Consider the following 15,455-nt stretch of genomic DNA (forward strand, 5'->3'; position numbering starts at 1 on the left):
CCCCCTCCGGTCCACGCCGCTCGCCTCACGCCCGGTCGCCCCCGGCCGTCCCTCCGGTTCACGCCGCTCGCCTCGCGCCGGCCGTCGCGCCGGACGGCAGTGAGCGGATCTCCGCGGCGAGCCGGTCCATGGCCGCGTGCAGCAGCGCGTCCGACAGGTACGGCGCCGGCCCGAGCCGCAGGTACTCGCCCCGGCTGTCGGCCTGCACCCCCCGCGCCGCCAGCCCCGCCCGCAGCCGTCCCGCGTACGGCGAGCGCAGCGCCAGGAACCCGCCGAACTCCTCGGGCGCGGCGTCCAGGTCCCGGCTGACCACGTGCGCGGGCGCGCCGATCTCGTCGAAGCGCGCCGCCAGCAGCCCGCGCTGCCGCAGCGACACCGCCCGCAGCACCTGCGGCGTCAGCCCCTGCGCGGCGAAGAAGTCGAACACCCGGGCCGCCCGGTAGTGGCTCACCGGGTCGTAGGTCGCCCCCGCGAACCGGGCCGCCCCCGCCGGGTAGCCGACCCGGCCGCCCGCCCGCGGGTCCTCGGCCAGCTCGGCGAACTCCGAGTACCATCCGGTCACCACCGGCCGCAGCCGGTCGGCGTGCGCCGGCAGCCGCAGCACGCAGTTGCCCTCCCCGAGCTGCAGGTACTTGTACCCGCCCGCCACCACCCAGGCCGAGTCCAGGCCCGCCGTCGAGAACGGCACCACGCCCAGCGCGTGGTAGGCGTCCACCAGCAGCTCGGCCCCCCGCGAACGGCAGGCGGCGGCGAGCTCGTCCAGCTCCGGCACGATCCTGGCCGTCTCGAACAGCACCGCCGAGACCAGGACGGCGGCCGTGCGCCCGTCGGCCGCGTCCGCCAGCCGCGCGGCCAGCGTGCCCACCGGCTCCGGCGGGACGACGACCACCTCCACCCCCTCCTCGGCCAGCCGGGCGAGCTGGCGCCGCAGCGTGTGGAACTCGCCGCCGGAGGTGACCAGCCGGGGCCGGCCGCGCAGGTCCAGCGCCGACAGGAAGCGCAGCACCAGCTCGTGCGTGCTGGACCCGAGGGCCAGCTCGGCGTACGGGTCGCCGAGGAAGAGCCGGAACCCCTCCCTGACCCGGTCGGCCTTATTGAACGCGGCGGCCCACTTGTCGTCCACGTCCCTGGCGGCGTCGTCGAACGCCTCGATCTGCCCGGCCAGCGCCACGTCCGGCCAGGCCTGGTGGGAGTGGCCGGTGAGCAGCAGCCGGTCCGCCGCGCGGAAGGCCGAGTAGTGCGGCGCCAGACGTCCCGAGATGTCGTTCATGCCATGCTCCTGACCGCCCACAGGTCGGGGAACGACGGCGTCAGCGAGGCCCGCAGGTACGCCCCGCCGCTGGAGCCGCCGGTGCCCGGCCGGGCGCCGATGGTGCGCTCGACCATCTTCAGGTGCCGGTACCGCCACTCCTGGAGGCATTCGTCCAGGTCCACCAGCCGCTCGCAGAGCTGGGCCGCGCCGGTGTCGTCCCGGTAGACCCGCAGCAGCAGGTCCTGCACCGGCTCCGACGGCTCCAGCGGCAGCCGTACGTCGCGGTGCAGCCGGTCCTGCGGCACCTCGTAGCCACGCAGGTACAGGTACGTCAGCAGCGAGTCGTACAGCGTGGGCCTGGCCATCGCCGCCTCGATCCGGGCGCGGGCCGGGGTGCCCTCGGCCTGGCCGAGCAGCATGCGCTCGTCGCGCCGGCCCAGCACCGCCTCGATCTCGCGGAACTGCGCCGACTGGAAGCCGCTGCTGGTGCCCAGCTTGCCGCGGAAGGCGGCGAACTGGAACGGCGTCATCGTCTCCATGACGTCCATCTGGGAGACCGCGAGCCGCATCAGCTTCAAGGACCGGTGCAAAGTCCGCATGGCGTGCGCGGTGAATCCGCCGGCGAGTTCGAGTTGCAGCTCGGCGAATTCGTGCAGCAATTGTTTGAACCACAGCTCGTACACCTGGTGGACGATGATGAACAGGGTCTCGTCATGGCTCTCGGAAACCGGTCGCTGCGCCGTGAGGATCTCCTCCAGCGCCAGGTAGGACGAGTACGTCAGAACGGTGTCTTCTCTCATGGCCCCAACGATGCGCGCCCCGGGGAACGGGCGACAGGGCATTCCCGGGCAGCTACCTGCCCCGCCGGGACCGCTTCCTGCAATTCGCCGGAAACGCATTTCGGAAGATGTGGAAAAGGCCGTCCGGCGGCACGGGGAATTCAGCACGACACGAGATGCGGCCGCCCGCGGCCCCGCGTGACGATGGCGCCGAGGGGGCGCCGAGCCCCATCAGCGAGCGAACTGCGAGGAAACATGCCATGACCTCACCGGAGATCATCAAGAGGGGCGGCCCCGGCAAACGTGCCCCTCGGCTCGACGGGCTGCGCGGATATCTGGCACTGGGCGTGATCGTGGTGCACGTCGCCTTCGCCGCCGGCGTCATCGGCTTCTACGACAAACCGTCCGTCGGCATCTGGCCCGTGCTGATCCAGGGTCTCAACGTGCTGCTGCCGCCCTTCTTCGTGATGTCCGGCCTGCTGTTGTACCGGCCGTTCGCCAGGGCGACGATCGTCGGCACGCCGCGTCCTGAGCTCAAGGGCTACCTGATCAAGCGCATGCTGCGAATCCTGCCCGCGTACTGGCTGGTGGCCGTGGCGGCGCTGCTGCTGCTCAACCTCAAGAGCGTCGACGGCCTCTGGTACGTGCTCAGCCCCCTGCTGCTCATGCACTACTACGTGCCGGGCCCCGAGGCGGGCTACGCCGGGCTGGAGCCCACCTGGACCGTGCCCGCCGAGGTCACCTTCTACCTGGCGCTGCCCATCCTGGCCTGGATCTTCGACCGGTACGCCAGGAAGGCCGCCGACCCCGGCGCCAAGGCCCGCCGCCTGCTGGTCCCGCTGGGCGTCTTCGTGCTCGTCGGCCTGGCCTGGACCGCGTACACGCACCTGGAGTCGATGGGCCCCTTCCCGTACGAGTACTTCTGGGTGATCGGCTTCACCGGCTTCCTGGCCATCGGCATGGGCCTGGCCATCCTGTCGGCGTACGCGGAGGCCAAGGACACCACGCCCGCCTTCTACCGTCTGGTGGCCCGCCGGCCGCTGCTGTTCTGGCTGGGCGCGGCCGTCGTCTACGTGATCAACTGCATCCGGCCGTTCGGCAAGCCCGGCATGGCCGACTACGCCACCGTGCCCGAGGCGATGGCCGAGATGGTGCTGTTCCTGATCTTCGCGCTGCTGGTCATCGCCCCGGTGGTGGTGCCCGGCGTGCACTCGAAGGTCATCGACGCGGTGCTCACCAACCGTCCGATGCGCTTCTTCGGCCGCATCTCCTACGGCGTCTACCTGTGGCACTTCATCCTGCAGTACCTCTGGCTGCAGAACGGCAGCGTCTTCGGCGCGCCGCCGGTGCCGATGCCGGTGGTGATGGGCAAGTCCGGCTTCTGGGAGCTGCTGGCGGTGGTGCTCGTGGGCACGGTCGCGGTCGCGACGGTCAGCTACTACCTGGTCGAGCTGCCCGCGATGCGGCTGCGCGAGCGCCTGGTGGCCCGGCGCGCCGAGACCGAGCCGCGCCGCCCGGCCGAGAGCCCGCGCGTCCCGGTCTAGCGGTTGGGGGGTGGCCGGGGCGGTGGCCTTGCCGCGGCGGCTGTTCAGGTCAGGCCGAGGACGTCAGGAGCAGGTGATGGCGATCTTGCCGAGGGTGCCCGCGCGGAAGGCGGCGAACGCCTCGGGGGCCTGCTCCAGCGGGTAGGTGGCGGAGACCGGCACCCGCAGCGCGCCGGCCGCGACCCGGGCGGCCAGCTCGCTCAGGGTCCGCGGGTTCGGGTCTGCCATGACGGTGTGCACGGTGATCGCGGCCCCCTGGACGGCGTCCTGGACGGCGTCCTGGACGGCGTCCTGGGTCAGGCCGAGGGTCGAGGCGAGCCGGCCGCCGCCGCGCAGCAGTCCCGCCAGCTCGGCGCCGTCACCCGCCAGGTGCAGCACGGCGTCCACGCCCGCCGGTGCCAGCGCGCGGACCTGGGCGGACAGGTCGCCGCCGTGGTCGACGAGCTCGACCTCGGCGGCGGTGAGCTCGGTGACGAAGTCGGCCTCGGCGCCGGGACGGGCGGTGGCGATCACCCGGGCGCCGCGGGCGGCGGCCAGCTGCACGGCCAGCGCGCCCACGCCGCCGGTGGCGCCGGAGATCAGCACCGTCTCGCCCTCGGCCGGGGCCACGGCGTCGAGGCTGTCCAGCGCCGCGGTGCCGGCCAGGCCCAGCGCGCCCGCCGCCGCGGCGGCCAGCCCCTGGGGGAGCGGGGCGATGCCGTAACCGGCGGACACGGTCACGTACTCGGCCATCGAGCCGGGGCCGAGGAACGGCTTCATCACCACGCCGAAGACCGGCTGCCCGACGGTGAAGCCCTCGGCGCCTTCGCCGAGCGCCTCGACGGTGCCGGCGAAGTCCTTGCCCACCACCAGCGGGAACCGGTGCTCCATCATCTGCTGCAGATAGCCGGCGGCCACGGCCAGGTCGAAGCCGTTGACCGCGGAGGCGGTGACCTTCACCAGCACCTCGCCGGCCTCCGGCCGCGGGACGGGCAGGTCGGCCAGGGCCGGGTCGGCGGGGACGGAGTTCAGCATGACAGCACGCATGAGCTGCACCTCTCAAAAAAGTGGAACGGGCTACCCGTTTCGTGCTGCCCAGCGTAACAAGAAAAATGGGTAGGTCGTTCCACTTGGGTAGGATGGAGGCATGGATCATCCCGCCGACGCCTCCGCACCCTCCGGCGAGCAGCCCGGGCCGGGCCTGCGCGCCGACGCCGAGCGCAACCGCGAACGCATCGTGGCCACCGCCCGCCGCCTGTACGCCAGCCACGGCCTCGGCGTCTCCATGGCCTGCATCGCCCGTGCCGCCGGGGTCGGCAAGGCCACCCTGTCGCGCCGCTTCGCCACCCGCGAGGAGCTCATCAACGCCGTCTTCGCCGACCGCATGGACGCCTACGCCGCCGCCGTCGCGCAGGCGCTGGCCGACCCCGACCCCTGGCACGGCTTCGTCGGCTACGTCCAGGCCGTGTGCGCCATGCAGGCCGCCGACCGCGGCTTCGCCGACGTGCTGGCCATGACCTTCCCCGCGGCCAAGGCCCTGGAGAAGCGCCGGGCCGCGGCCTACCACGGCTTCCTCAACCTCATCGAGCGTGCCAAGGCCACCGGCCGCCTGCGGGCGGACTTCAGCGACCAGGACATGGTCATCCTGCTGATGGCCAACGCCGGTGTCATCGCCGCCACCGGGGACGCCGCCCCGGACACCTGGCGCCGCCTCGTCGGCCAGATGCTGCGCGCCTACGCCGCCCCCGGCGCCGACCTGCCCCCGCTGGAGCCGACCCCCGCGCCCACCGCCCTGTACCGGGCCATGGTCCGCCTCACCCGCCCCGCCCCCGGCCCGGACGGCGACCTGGGATGAGCAGCCGGGATCAGCGGGGGCGGGTGGCGGTGGCGCTGACCCACGCCTGGGCGAACATCGCGCCCGGGTCGGCGGCCCATGCGCGCAGCCGGTCGGCGTGGGCGGGCTGCTCCGCCAGGTCGAGCTGGCGCGCGAGGTAGCCGGCGATGTGGGACGGATCGGCGTGGCGCTCGTAGTGCACGTCCAGCCAGACGTCGGTGAATCCCGCGTCGCGCAGGTACAGCCCGAGTTTGCGGCCGACGTGCGGGTCGCCGCCGTTGGCCCGCTGCAGGCGGGTGTAGGCGGCGACGGCGTCGTCCAGGGGAGGGCTGAGCAGGAAGCCGCCCCAGTCGGGGCTGCACAGGCCGACCGTGCCGCCGGGCCGCAGGACCCGGTGGATCTCCGCCAGCGCGCTCGCCGGATGGGCCAGGTGTTCCATCAGGGCGTGCGAGAAGACGCGGTCCACCGAGCTGTCCGCCAGCGGGATGTCGTAGCAGGATCCCTCCTGGAACCGGACGTTCCGCAGGCCCCGTCGCCGGGCCGACGCACGCGCGCCCGTGAACTGGGCCACGTGCTGGTCGAGACCCAGCACGTGGCCCGGTGCGACGGCGGCGGCGAGGTCGTTGGTGATGGTGCCGGGCCCGCACCCCAGGTCCAGCAGCGACGTCCCCGGCGCGAGATGCGGCAGGAAGAAGTCCGCGTGCGTCGCGGCGCGCCTGGCGGCCATGAAGTCGACGGCGAAGGAGTCATGACCGGGCGTGTAGCGCTCGACGTCGGGAGTCATCGGCCGACCGCCTCCTTGGCGCGTGCGTCGATCGCTCCCGAGCAGAGCGCGAGGGCGAGCCCGGCGGCGGCCAGCACGGCGCCGACGGTGTTGGGGCTGGTGTAGCCGAACCCGGCGCTGATCATCAGCCCGCCGAGGAACGCGCCGAGCGCGTTGGCCACGTTGAACGCCGACAGGTTCAGCGCGGAGGCGAGGGTGGGGGCGCCGGCGGCCTTGTCCAGGATGCGCATCTGCAGGGCGGGGACGGTCGCGAAGCCGAACAACCCCAGCAGGAACAGCGTGCAGGCGGCGAGGATCCTGCTGTGCGCCGTCACCACGAACAGGCTCAGCACGACGGTGAGCCCGGCGAGGAACACGTACAGGCTGGGCATGAGCCGGCGTCCGGCGAAGTGGCCCGACAGCAGGTTGCCCGCGCCCATGCCCAGGCCGAAGACGACCAGCAACGCCGTCATGCTGCCGCTGCTGAAACCCGCGACCTGGGTCATCATCGGGGCGACGTAGGTGAAGGAGGCGAAGACGCCGCCGAAACCGGCCGTCGTCACCGCCATCGCGAGCCAGACCTGCGGCCGGCGCAGAGTCGACAACTCCGAACGCAGCCCGGCCTCGCCCCCGGGACGCAGCCGACCCGGCACCAGCGCCGCGATGCCCGCGAGGGACGACACGCCGAGCGCGGCGATCGCCCAGAACGTGGCCCGCCAGCCGGCGGCCTGTCCCAGCCAGGTCACCAGCGGCACCCCGGCCACGTTCGCCAGGGTGAACCCGCCGAACATGATCGACATCGCCCGTCCGCGGCGTTCCGGCGGAACGAGCTCGGCCGCCACCACCGACCCGACCCCGAACAGCGCACCCTGCGGGACACCCGCGACCACCCTGGCCGCCATCAGCAGGCCGTAGCCCGACGCGACCGCCGAAAGGACGCTGCCCGCCGTCAGCAGCGCCGCGACGATCAGCAGGGTCGTGCGGCGCGGCAGGCGGGCCGAGACCGCGGTCAGCAGCGGCGCCCCCACGATCACGCCTACGGCGTACCCGCTGATCAGCACGCCGGCGGCCGGGATCGACACCCCGACCCCCGTGGCGACCTGCGGCAGCAGGCCCATGATGGCGAACTCCGAGGTTCCGACGGCGAAACCCGCGACGGCCAGGGCCAACAGAGCCAGCGGCATGGCATTGCGCTCCTCATCTCATCCGGGACGAACGCCTCCAGCCTGGCCGCCGGGCCCGTCGAGCCGTGAGTGGCAGAAACGCACATGTGGGATAGTTTTCCGCCATGCGCAGTGTGGGGATCCTGGTCACCGAGCACGTCCGCGTCTTCGACTACGCCGTGGCCGCCGAAGTCTGGGGCCTGGACCGGACCGATCGCGGCGTCCCGGCGTTCGACCTGCGCACGTGCGGGCCGCGCGGCCCCGCGCTGCCCATGGGCCCGGGCGTGACCTGCGTCCCCGATCACGGCCTGGACGGCCTGGACGAGTGCGACCTGGTGGTCGTTCCCGGCGTCCAGGACCCGGCCCGGCCCGTCCACCCGGACGTGATCACCACGCTCCGCGCCGCGCGCGACCGTGGCGCGACCGTCGCGTCCCTGTGCTCGGGGGCGTTCGTGCTGGCCGCCGCGGGCCTGCTGGACGGCCGCAGGGCCACCGCCCACTGGCTCGACGCCGAGCAGCTCGCGCAGCGCCACCCCGAGGTGAGCGTCGACCCCGGCGTGCTGTTCGTCGGGGACGGCACCATTTGGACCTCGGCGGGCGTGGCCGCGGGCATCGACCTGTGCCTGCACCTGGTCCGCCGCGACCACGGCGCCGCCGCCGCGGCCGAGATCGCCCGCACCATGGTCACCGCGCCGTTCCGGTCAGGCGGCCAGGCGCAGTTCATCACCCGCCCCGTCCCCGCCGGGGGTGGGCCGTCCGACAGCCTGACCGGCCTGCGCGAACGCATGCTCGACGACCTGGCCCACCCATGGACCGTCCCGGAGCTGGCGAACCTGGCCCGCATGTCCGAGCGCAGCTTCGCCCGCCGGTTCGTCCAGACCACCGGCGACACGCCCCTGCAATGGCTGCTGACCCAGCGCGTCCTGGCCGCCCAGCACCTGCTGGAGGTCAGCGAGCTGCCCATCGCCGCCATCGCCCACCGCTGCGGTTTCAGCACTCCGCTGACCCTGCGCCACCACTTCACCCGCCACGTCGGCCTGCCGCCGCGCGACTACCGCCTGGCCTTCGGCAGGAGACCTGAGGCGGAACGCGACAGCACGGCGAGGTAGCCGGGCCGGCCAGGACGCCACGACACCGGGATGCCGCGCTACCCCGCCCGGGTCATGGTGGCCTCGTAGCCGCCGCCCGGCCACTCCCACCGGCCGCTGATGGTCCGGCCGTCCTCGCTGAAGGCGCCGCTGAACCCGGCCGGCGAGCCCTCCGCGCCGAACCAGATGTTGAGGTCGCGCCCGTCCAGCTTCCACACGTAGACGAAGTTGTTGCCGGTGCTGTCGAAGTAGTGCGAGCGCAGCGCGCCGCTCTCCGGGTCGTGGCCGATGTACTCCACGCCGGTCATCGTGCCGCCGCCGTGGCTCATCTCGACGCGCTGGACGAGGAAGAAGCCGCCGTCCATCCACTCGAAGACGAGCCGGCCGCCGGTCGCCTCGCCGGTGCCGAAGTCCTTGCCCGTCATCTCCCACGTGCCGACCAGCGGCTGCAGGGTCTGCAGCGAGGGGTCGGGGGTGGGCAGCTGGTTCTGCGGGTTGGCGGTCTCGGTCATGTTCCCTCCACGGGACAGGTCGATGCCCGGTACGCCGATCGCGTACCGGGCGGGGGTGAGCTCACTTGGCGCCGAAGAACGCCTTGACGCGGGACCAGCGGCCCCAGACGACCAGTGCCAGGACGACCAGCAGGACGGCCTCGATCACGGGGACGCCGCCCAGCACGATCGCGTTGGTGCCGGCCGCGCCGATCATCAGGCCGATCAGCGCCAGCGCGGCCACGCCGCTCAGACGCGGGATCAGCAGCCCGATCGCGCCGGCGATCTCCAGCACGCCGACCACGTAGCGGAACCACTGGCCGGCGCCGATGTCGTCGAACATGGCGACCATGGTCGGGTCGCCGGCGAGCTTGAGCACGCCGCCCAGGCCGACCTGGAACGCCAGAAGGACCTGGGCGACCCAGAGGGCGATGTTGACGCCGCGGCCGGTGGACCGGCCGACGGCGGTCGTGCTGTTCGTGGTGCTCATGCAGTCCTCCTTGAGGAACTAGTTGATGATCTCCATCTGGCCCATCATCCCGATGGCCGAGTGCTCCAACATGTGACAGTGGTAGACGTATCGCCCCAGGTAGTCGCCGAAGCTGGCCTGGAAGCGCACGGTCTCGCCCGGCTGGATGAGCACCGTGTCCTTCCATCCCGCCTCGCCCGGCTGCGGCGGCGTGCCGTCGCGGTCCAGGATCCGGAACTGGGCGAGGTGGGTGTGGAAGTTGTGCGGGACGCCGAAGCCCGAGCCCCCGACGTCGGTGTCGGAGTTGGTGACCTCCCAGACCTCGCTGGTTCCCCGCTTGACCTGCATGTCCACCCGGTTGGCGTCGAACGCCTGATTGTTGATCAGGGCCTGGATGTTGACCGGGTCCAGGCTGAGGGTGAGCTGCCGGGTCTGCGTGGCCGCGGCCAGCGGGACCATCGCGCGCAACTGGCTGGGCACGCGGCTGCGGTCGACGGCCCGCCGTGCGACGTCGAAGCGGAGCACGGACCCGCTCACGTCCTCCAGCGTGATCTGCGTGCCCAGCGGGAACGCGCCGAAGTCGATCACGACCTCGGCCCGCTCGCCCGAGGAGAGCACCAGCTTGGACGTCGGCGCCGGCGCCGCCAGCAGGCCGCAGTCGGTGGCGATCTGCGTCATCTGGGCGCCGTTGCTCAGCGACAGCTCGAAGATCCGGTGCGTGGAGCCGTTGAGCAGGCGTAGCCGGTACTTGCGGGCCGCGACCTTGAAGTACGGCTGGGCCTTGCCGTTGGCGATCAGCGTCGGCCGGTTGTAGGGGTCGGCCGGGTCGAAGACGAGCCCGCCCTGGTCGTCGAAGAGCGCGTCGCGCAGCAGGATGGGCACGTCGTAGGCCCCGGACGGCAGGCCGAGCTGCTGCTCGTCGGCGCCCTCGACCAGGTAGAAGCCGTGCATGCCGCGGTAGACGTGCTCGGCCTCCATGTGGTGGGTGTGGTCGTGGTACCACAGCGTGGCGCCGGCCTGGGCGTTCGGGTAGTCGTAGGTCTTCGACTTGCCGTCGGCGATCAGGTCCATCGGGTACCCGTCGCTGGCCGCCGGCACGCGGCCGCCGTGCAGGTGCACGTTCGCCTCGTGGCCGAGCCTGTTGTCGAAGGTGACCAGCGCCCTGCGGCCCTGCCGGGCGCGGATGGTGGGAGCGGTGAACTGGCCGCCGTACGTCAGCACGGGCGTGCTCACGCCCGGCAGGATCTCAGTGGTCGCCTGCTGGATGGACAGCCGGTAGAAGTCGATGCCCGGCAGGGTGGCCACGGGGGCCAGCACCGGGGGCACCGGCATCGCGACGCTGAAGGGCGCCGCGGTGGCGCCGGTGCGGACCGCGGGGACCCGGCCCCCGTGGTCGTGCATGCGCATCAGGTGCTGTTGCTGCGCCTGCTGTTCCGGCTCGCCGAACAGCCCGCGGGACACCGGGGTGAGCGCGGCGCCTCCTGCCAGGCCACCGAGAACGATCAAGCGCCGTCGGCTTAACATACGGGAACTCCCATCGCCATGTCCGAGCGTGGCATCGCCCGCCGGCACGGTCTTCTTCTGAAGTGCTCACTTCACGGGCGGATGCCGTGGGAGCGGTGCCGCCGCCCGGAAGGCGGCGGTGGTTCAGCCCACCGACAGGCGGCGCGGGGTGCGCCCGTCCAGGCAGTCGGCGTTGTAGGCGTCGAGCAGGCCCTGAGCCCGCCGCGACGCCTCGGCGAAGCAGTCGTCGGGGTCGGCGCCGTCCAGCACCCGGGCCATGGCCTGCGTCATCAGGTCCTGGATCCCGGCGAAGTCCCCGAGCACCGCGCCCAGCGCGGCGGGGGAGCCGTCGGCCGCGCGGAGCTGGGCGGTCGCGGCCCGGTGCACCGGGTGCCGGTCGAACCAGCCCTCCTGCTCCAGCAGGCCGGTCGCGGCCCCGGTGACCGGCAGGAATCCGGCCTCCCGGTGCCAGCGCGCCGCGTTGCCCGCGCTGAGCAGGTGCTGGACGAACGCCAGCGCGCCGTCCCGCCGCTCCGGCGGCAGCCCGTCGGTCAGCCAGAGCGCCTGGCCGGAGACCAGGTGCCCGGCGCGCGGCAGGCTCTCGTTGTGCGGCAGCGGGCTCGCCGTCACCTCGAACCCGGACTCCCGTCCGCGCTCGGCGATCATGCCGGCCACCACCGAGGACGCGATCGTGAACGCCACCCGCTGCCCCAGGAACGCCCCCAGCGCCGGACCCCAGTCACCGGGCTCGCCCGCGCGCAGGTAGTGGCCCTCGGCGTGCAGGCGCCGCCACCAGGCGGCGTAGGCCAGCAGCTCCTTGGAGGCCAGGTCCACCCGTCCGGCGCGGCCGGCGCGGCCGTTGTCGTGGTCGGCCAGCAGGCCGCCCTGCCCGGCGACGGCCTGCTGGAACAGCCAGCCGTGGTTGGCCCAGGAGACGCCGTGCGGCGGGCCGCCGGGCAGCGCCCGTACGGCGGCGCAGGCGCGCTCCAGCTCCTCCCAGGTGCGCGGCGGCGCGTCGATCCCGGCCGCGCGGAGCAGGGTGGCGTTGGTGAGCAGCACCGCCGTGGTCGCCGTCGCGGGCGCGGCGACGAGCTCGCCGCGGTAGGTGTAGTGGCCGCGGACGGCCGGTTCGAGGTCGGCGAGCACGACCGGCTCGCCGAGGATCTCCGCGCGCCCCCCGACGGCGCGCTCGATCGGCGTGAACAGCGGCGCGCCGGAACGCGCCCGGGTGTCCAGCGCGAGCCGGGTGGCCGTGGCGTAGTACTCCGCCAGGTCCGGCGGCTCGCCCCGGCCGGCCGCGCGGGCCACCTCGGCGGGCAGCTCGCGGAAGCCGTGCCCGGTGATCTCGATCCGGAGGTCCGGGTGCGCGGCCTCGAAGTCGGCGGCCATCCTCCTGATCGGGCCCAGGTAGTCCGGCAGGGGATGCTCGGCGATCCAGACGCTGATGACCGTTCTCATTCGCCTCATGATGAACGCGGCCACCCCGCCGCACATCTTGTGAAATGCGGTGTTTCGTGAGCTCAGACAGCAATTCAAAGGATGTGGGCCCCGCGACGTGAATGTGACCCTGACTGCGAGTCGCAGAGCGGCGAAACGGAGGAGCACGGTGATCAATACTCATGACGAGTTCGACGTTGTCGTGATCGGCGGAGGCCCTGGCGGCTCGGGTACGGCGGGTTTGCTGGCCCAGCGCGGGCACCGGGTTCTGGTGCTGGAGCGGGAGAAGTTCCCGCGCTACCACATCGGCGAGTCGCTGATCACGGGGTCCATGCCCACGCTGGAGGAGCTGGGACTGAAGGAGCGGCTCGACCAGATGGGGTTCGTCAAGAAGTACGGCGGCACCCTGTTGTGGGGCAGGAACCAGGGCACCTGGGATTTCCGCTTCGCCGAGGCGTCCAACTACGAGTACGCCTACCAGGTGCGCCGTGCCGACTTCGACTCCCTCCTGCTGGCCAGGGCCAGGGAGCTGGGCGCGACGGTGTTCGAGGAGGCCACGGTCAAGGACCTGGTGTTCGACGGCGAGCGCGTCACCGGCGTCACGTACACCGTGAAGGGTGACGCCGAGCCGCGCACCGCCCGCTGCCGCCTGCTGATCGACGCCACCGGGCAGCAGCACCTGCTGGCCCGCCGCTTCGACCTCATCGAGTACCACGACGACCTGCGCAACATCGCGGTCTGGTCGTATTGGCAGGGCTGCAAGCGCTACGGCGGCACGCGCTTCGGCGACACCGTCACCGAGAACCGCCCCGCCGGCTGGTTCTGGTTCATCCCCCTGCACGACGGCACGGTGAGCGTCGGCTACGTCACCCCCATCGAGGAGTACAAGAAGTCCGGCAAGAGCCTGGAGGACCTGTACGCCTCGGAGCTGGCCGCCGCCGAGGAGGTTCGGGCCCTGACCGAGGGCGCCACCCGGGTCAGCGGCTTCCGCAGCATCCGCGACTGGTCCTACACCTGCACCCGCTTCCACGGCCCCGGCTGGGCCCTGGTGGGCGACGCGGCGGCCTTCATCGACCCGCTGCTGTCCACCGGCGTCGGCCTGGCGCTGCGCGGCGCCCACGGGCTGGCCGGCGCGGTGGACGAGATCCTGAGCGACCCGGCCTCGGAGGAGGCCGTGCTGGCCCGCTACGAGAAGGACTACCGCGAGTTCCTGGACTCCCTGCTGGACTTCGTGCGCTTCTTCTACGACCGCACCAGGCACAAGGAGGAGTACTGGGACAGGGCGCAGAAGACCCTCGACCCCAGCAAGCTCCGCCCCCGCAAGATCGACTTCGCCACGATGCTCTCGGGCGTCTCCGGCATCCACGCCATCTTCCACGACGACTGAGGAACCCGTTGATGTCGCCTACAACTGTGCACGGACACGTCGCCGAGCAGGCCAGGCGCACGCCCGACGCGGTCGCGGTGTCGGCGGGCCCGGTGCGGCTGACCTACCGGGAGCTCGACGAGCGGGCCAACCGCCTCGCCCACCGCCTGCGCGGGCTCGGCGCCGGCCCCGAGACGCCGGTCGCGGTGCTGATGGAGCGCTCGGCCGAGCTGGTCGTCACGCTCCTCGCGATCCTCAAGACGGGCGGCTGCTACCTGCCCGTCCACAGCGCCTACCCGGCCGACCGCCGGCAGTGGATCGTCGACTCCTCCGGGACGCCCGTCCTGGTCGCCGACCGCGCCAAGGCCGCCGCGGGCCTGCCGTCGGCCCCCGCGACCCTGCTGGCCGACGACGACCCCGCCACCGCGCAGCAACCGGCCACGGCGCCGGACGTCGCCACCGGCCCGGACGACCTGGCCTACGTCATCTACACCTCGGGCTCGACCGGGCACCCCAAGGGCGTCGCGGTCACCCACTGGGACGTGCTGGGCCTGGCCCTCGACCCCTGCTGGGACACCGGCGCCCACGAGCGCGTCCTGATGGTCGCGCCGTACGCCTTCAACGTCTCGACGTACGAGCTGTGGGTGCCGCTGCTGCACGGCGGCACGATCGTCGTGGCGCCGCCCGGCGAGCCGGACCTCGACACCCTGCGCCGGCTGATCCGCGAGGAGCGGATCACCGGGCTGCACCTGACCGCCGGACTGTTCCGCGTCGTGGCCGAGGAGGGGGCGGACTGCCTGGCCGGCGTCCGCGAGGTGCTCACCGGCGGCGACGTGATCGTGCCCGCCGCCGTCCGCCAGGTGCTGGCCGCCTGCCCGGGGACGACCGTGCGGGCCATGTACGGCGCGACCGAGGCGACCCTGTTCTCCACCCACGCGCCCCTGACCGCCGGGACCGAGCTGGGCACCACCGTGCCGGTCGGCGGCCCGATGCGGGACGTGCGGCTCTACGTGCTCGACGACCGCCTCAGCCCGGTCCCCGGCGACCTGGAGGGCGAGCTGTACATCGCGGGCAGGGGAGTGGCCCGGGGCTACTACGGCCGTCCCGACCTGACCGCCGAGCGCTTCGTCGCCGACCCGTTCGGCGGGCCCGGCGAGCGCATGTACCGCACCGGCGACCTGGTCCGGCGCAACGACGACGGGCAGATCGAGTTCATCGGGCGGGCCGGCGACCAGGTCAAGATCCTGGGCTTCCGGGTGGAGCTGGCCGAGGTGGAGGCCGTGCTGGCCGGCTATCCCGGGCTGGCGCACGTCGCCGTCGTGGCCGGGCAGTCGCGGCAGGGCGACAAACGCCTGGTCGCCTACGTCGTGCCGGCCGCCGAGGCCCCCGACCCCGCCGCGCTGCGCGCCCACGTGCGCACGTCGCTGCCGGACTACATGGTGCCCACGGCGTTCGTCGTGCTGGACGCGCTGCCCCTGACCGCCAACGGCAAGGTGGACCGCGCGGCCCTGCCCGACCCCGACACCGAGCCCGGCTCGGCCTACCGCGCGCCGCAGAACCCCCGCCAGGAGGTCCTGTGCACGGTGTTCGCCGAGGTGTTCGGCGTCGAGCGGGTCGGCGTGGACGACAGCATCTTCGACCTGGACGTCCAGTCGCTGCTGGCGATGCGGCTGGTCAGCCGGATCCGCGCGGCGCTCGGCGTGAACCTGTCCATCGGCGACCTGTTCGACGCGGCGACCGTGGCCGGCCTGGACGAGTGGCTAGAGGCCGGCGCGCGCACCCAGTGA

General features: G+C 72.9%; 14 protein-coding genes. 5 read left to right on the plus strand and 9 right to left on the minus strand.

Annotation, left to right across the window (positions count from 1 at the left end; genetic code table 11):
• Positions 1-58 precede the first annotated feature (58 nt).
• Both ACIBQ6_RS28585 and ACIBQ6_RS28590 read right to left on the minus strand, forming a co-directional pair.
• The gene (locus tag ACIBQ6_RS28585) at positions 59-1,270 is read right to left on the minus strand and encodes an aminotransferase class V-fold PLP-dependent enzyme (protein WP_397215648.1); all 1,212 of its coding nucleotides are present in this window, start codon (positions 1,268-1,270) and stop codon (positions 59-61) included.
• The gene (locus tag ACIBQ6_RS28590) at positions 1,267-2,052 is read right to left on the minus strand and encodes a tryptophan 2,3-dioxygenase family protein (protein WP_358295557.1); all 786 of its coding nucleotides are present in this window, start codon (positions 2,050-2,052) and stop codon (positions 1,267-1,269) included. Before ACIBQ6_RS28590 ends, ACIBQ6_RS28585 begins: the two co-directional genes overlap by 4 nt.
• A 239-nt stretch (positions 2,053-2,291) precedes the next feature.
• Here ACIBQ6_RS28590 and ACIBQ6_RS28595 point away from each other — a divergent pair, with 239 nt between their 5' ends.
• Complete coding sequence (locus ACIBQ6_RS28595; RefSeq protein ID WP_358295559.1) at positions 2,292-3,575, plus strand: acyltransferase; 1,284 nt, start codon at positions 2,292-2,294, stop codon at positions 3,573-3,575.
• Positions 3,576-3,638: 63 nt separating this feature from the next.
• Here the strand turns inward: ACIBQ6_RS28595 and ACIBQ6_RS28600 are convergent, their stop codons facing one another.
• Complete coding sequence (locus ACIBQ6_RS28600) at positions 3,639-4,601, minus strand: NADP-dependent oxidoreductase (protein WP_397215651.1); 963 nt, start codon at positions 4,599-4,601, stop codon at positions 3,639-3,641.
• 100 nt (positions 4,602-4,701) lie between these two features.
• Between ACIBQ6_RS28600 and ACIBQ6_RS28605 the strand changes: the two genes are divergently transcribed.
• Positions 4,702-5,409 (plus strand): TetR/AcrR family transcriptional regulator, encoded by a 708-nt coding sequence (locus ACIBQ6_RS28605; protein ID WP_397215653.1) that lies wholly within the window; start codon positions 4,702-4,704, stop codon positions 5,407-5,409.
• Positions 5,410-5,419: 10 nt separating this feature from the next.
• Here ACIBQ6_RS28605 and ACIBQ6_RS28610 read toward each other — a convergent pair whose 3' ends face one another.
• Together ACIBQ6_RS28610 and ACIBQ6_RS28615 are read right to left on the minus strand one after the other, a co-directional pair.
• On the minus strand, positions 5,420-6,172 hold the full coding sequence (locus ACIBQ6_RS28610) for a methyltransferase domain-containing protein (RefSeq protein WP_397215655.1): 753 nt from the start codon (positions 6,170-6,172) through the stop codon (positions 5,420-5,422).
• Entirely contained in the window at positions 6,169-7,335 is a 1,167-nt protein-coding gene (locus tag ACIBQ6_RS28615; protein ID WP_358295570.1) for an MFS transporter, read from the minus strand. Before ACIBQ6_RS28615 ends, ACIBQ6_RS28610 begins: the two co-directional genes overlap by 4 nt.
• A gap of 104 nt (positions 7,336-7,439) precedes the next feature.
• On the opposite strand from ACIBQ6_RS28615, the gene ACIBQ6_RS28620 reads away from it, so the two are divergent.
• Positions 7,440-8,423 carry a GlxA family transcriptional regulator gene (locus ACIBQ6_RS28620; protein WP_397215657.1) on the plus strand — a complete coding sequence of 328 codons (984 nt, stop codon included), beginning with the start codon at positions 7,440-7,442 and terminating at the stop codon, positions 8,421-8,423.
• Positions 8,424-8,461: 38 nt separating this feature from the next.
• Here the strand turns inward: ACIBQ6_RS28620 and ACIBQ6_RS28625 are convergent, their stop codons facing one another.
• From ACIBQ6_RS28625 to ACIBQ6_RS28640, 4 genes are all read right to left on the minus strand, one after another.
• The gene (locus tag ACIBQ6_RS28625) at positions 8,462-8,914 is read right to left on the minus strand and encodes a DUF1579 family protein (RefSeq protein WP_352359900.1); all 453 of its coding nucleotides are present in this window, start codon (positions 8,912-8,914) and stop codon (positions 8,462-8,464) included.
• A gap of 61 nt (positions 8,915-8,975) precedes the next feature.
• A complete protein-coding gene (locus ACIBQ6_RS28630; protein WP_358295576.1) occupies positions 8,976-9,383 on the minus strand; it encodes a DoxX family protein in 408 nt (135 codons plus the stop codon).
• A gap of 18 nt (positions 9,384-9,401) precedes the next feature.
• Positions 9,402-10,868 (minus strand): multicopper oxidase family protein, encoded by a 1,467-nt coding sequence (locus tag ACIBQ6_RS28635; RefSeq protein WP_397215660.1) that lies wholly within the window; start codon positions 10,866-10,868, stop codon positions 9,402-9,404.
• A gap of 141 nt (positions 10,869-11,009) precedes the next feature.
• Positions 11,010-12,323 (minus strand): extracellular solute-binding protein, encoded by a 1,314-nt coding sequence (locus tag ACIBQ6_RS28640; RefSeq protein ID WP_397215662.1) that lies wholly within the window; start codon positions 12,321-12,323, stop codon positions 11,010-11,012.
• Between the two features lie 148 nt (positions 12,324-12,471).
• On the opposite strand from ACIBQ6_RS28640, the gene ACIBQ6_RS28645 reads away from it, so the two are divergent.
• Both ACIBQ6_RS28645 and ACIBQ6_RS28650 read left to right on the plus strand, forming a co-directional pair.
• Positions 12,472-13,689 (plus strand): NAD(P)/FAD-dependent oxidoreductase, encoded by a 1,218-nt coding sequence (locus ACIBQ6_RS28645; RefSeq protein ID WP_397215664.1) that lies wholly within the window; start codon positions 12,472-12,474, stop codon positions 13,687-13,689.
• Positions 13,690-13,700: 11 nt separating this feature from the next.
• Positions 13,701-15,455: an amino acid adenylation domain-containing protein gene (locus ACIBQ6_RS28650; protein WP_397215666.1), complete on the plus strand. Its 1,755-nt coding sequence runs from the start codon at positions 13,701-13,703 to the stop codon at positions 15,453-15,455.

Origin of the sequence: Nonomuraea sp. NPDC049655 (assembly GCF_044465465.1) — a bacterium.
Lineage (GTDB): Bacteria > Actinomycetota > Actinomycetes > Streptosporangiales > Streptosporangiaceae > Nonomuraea.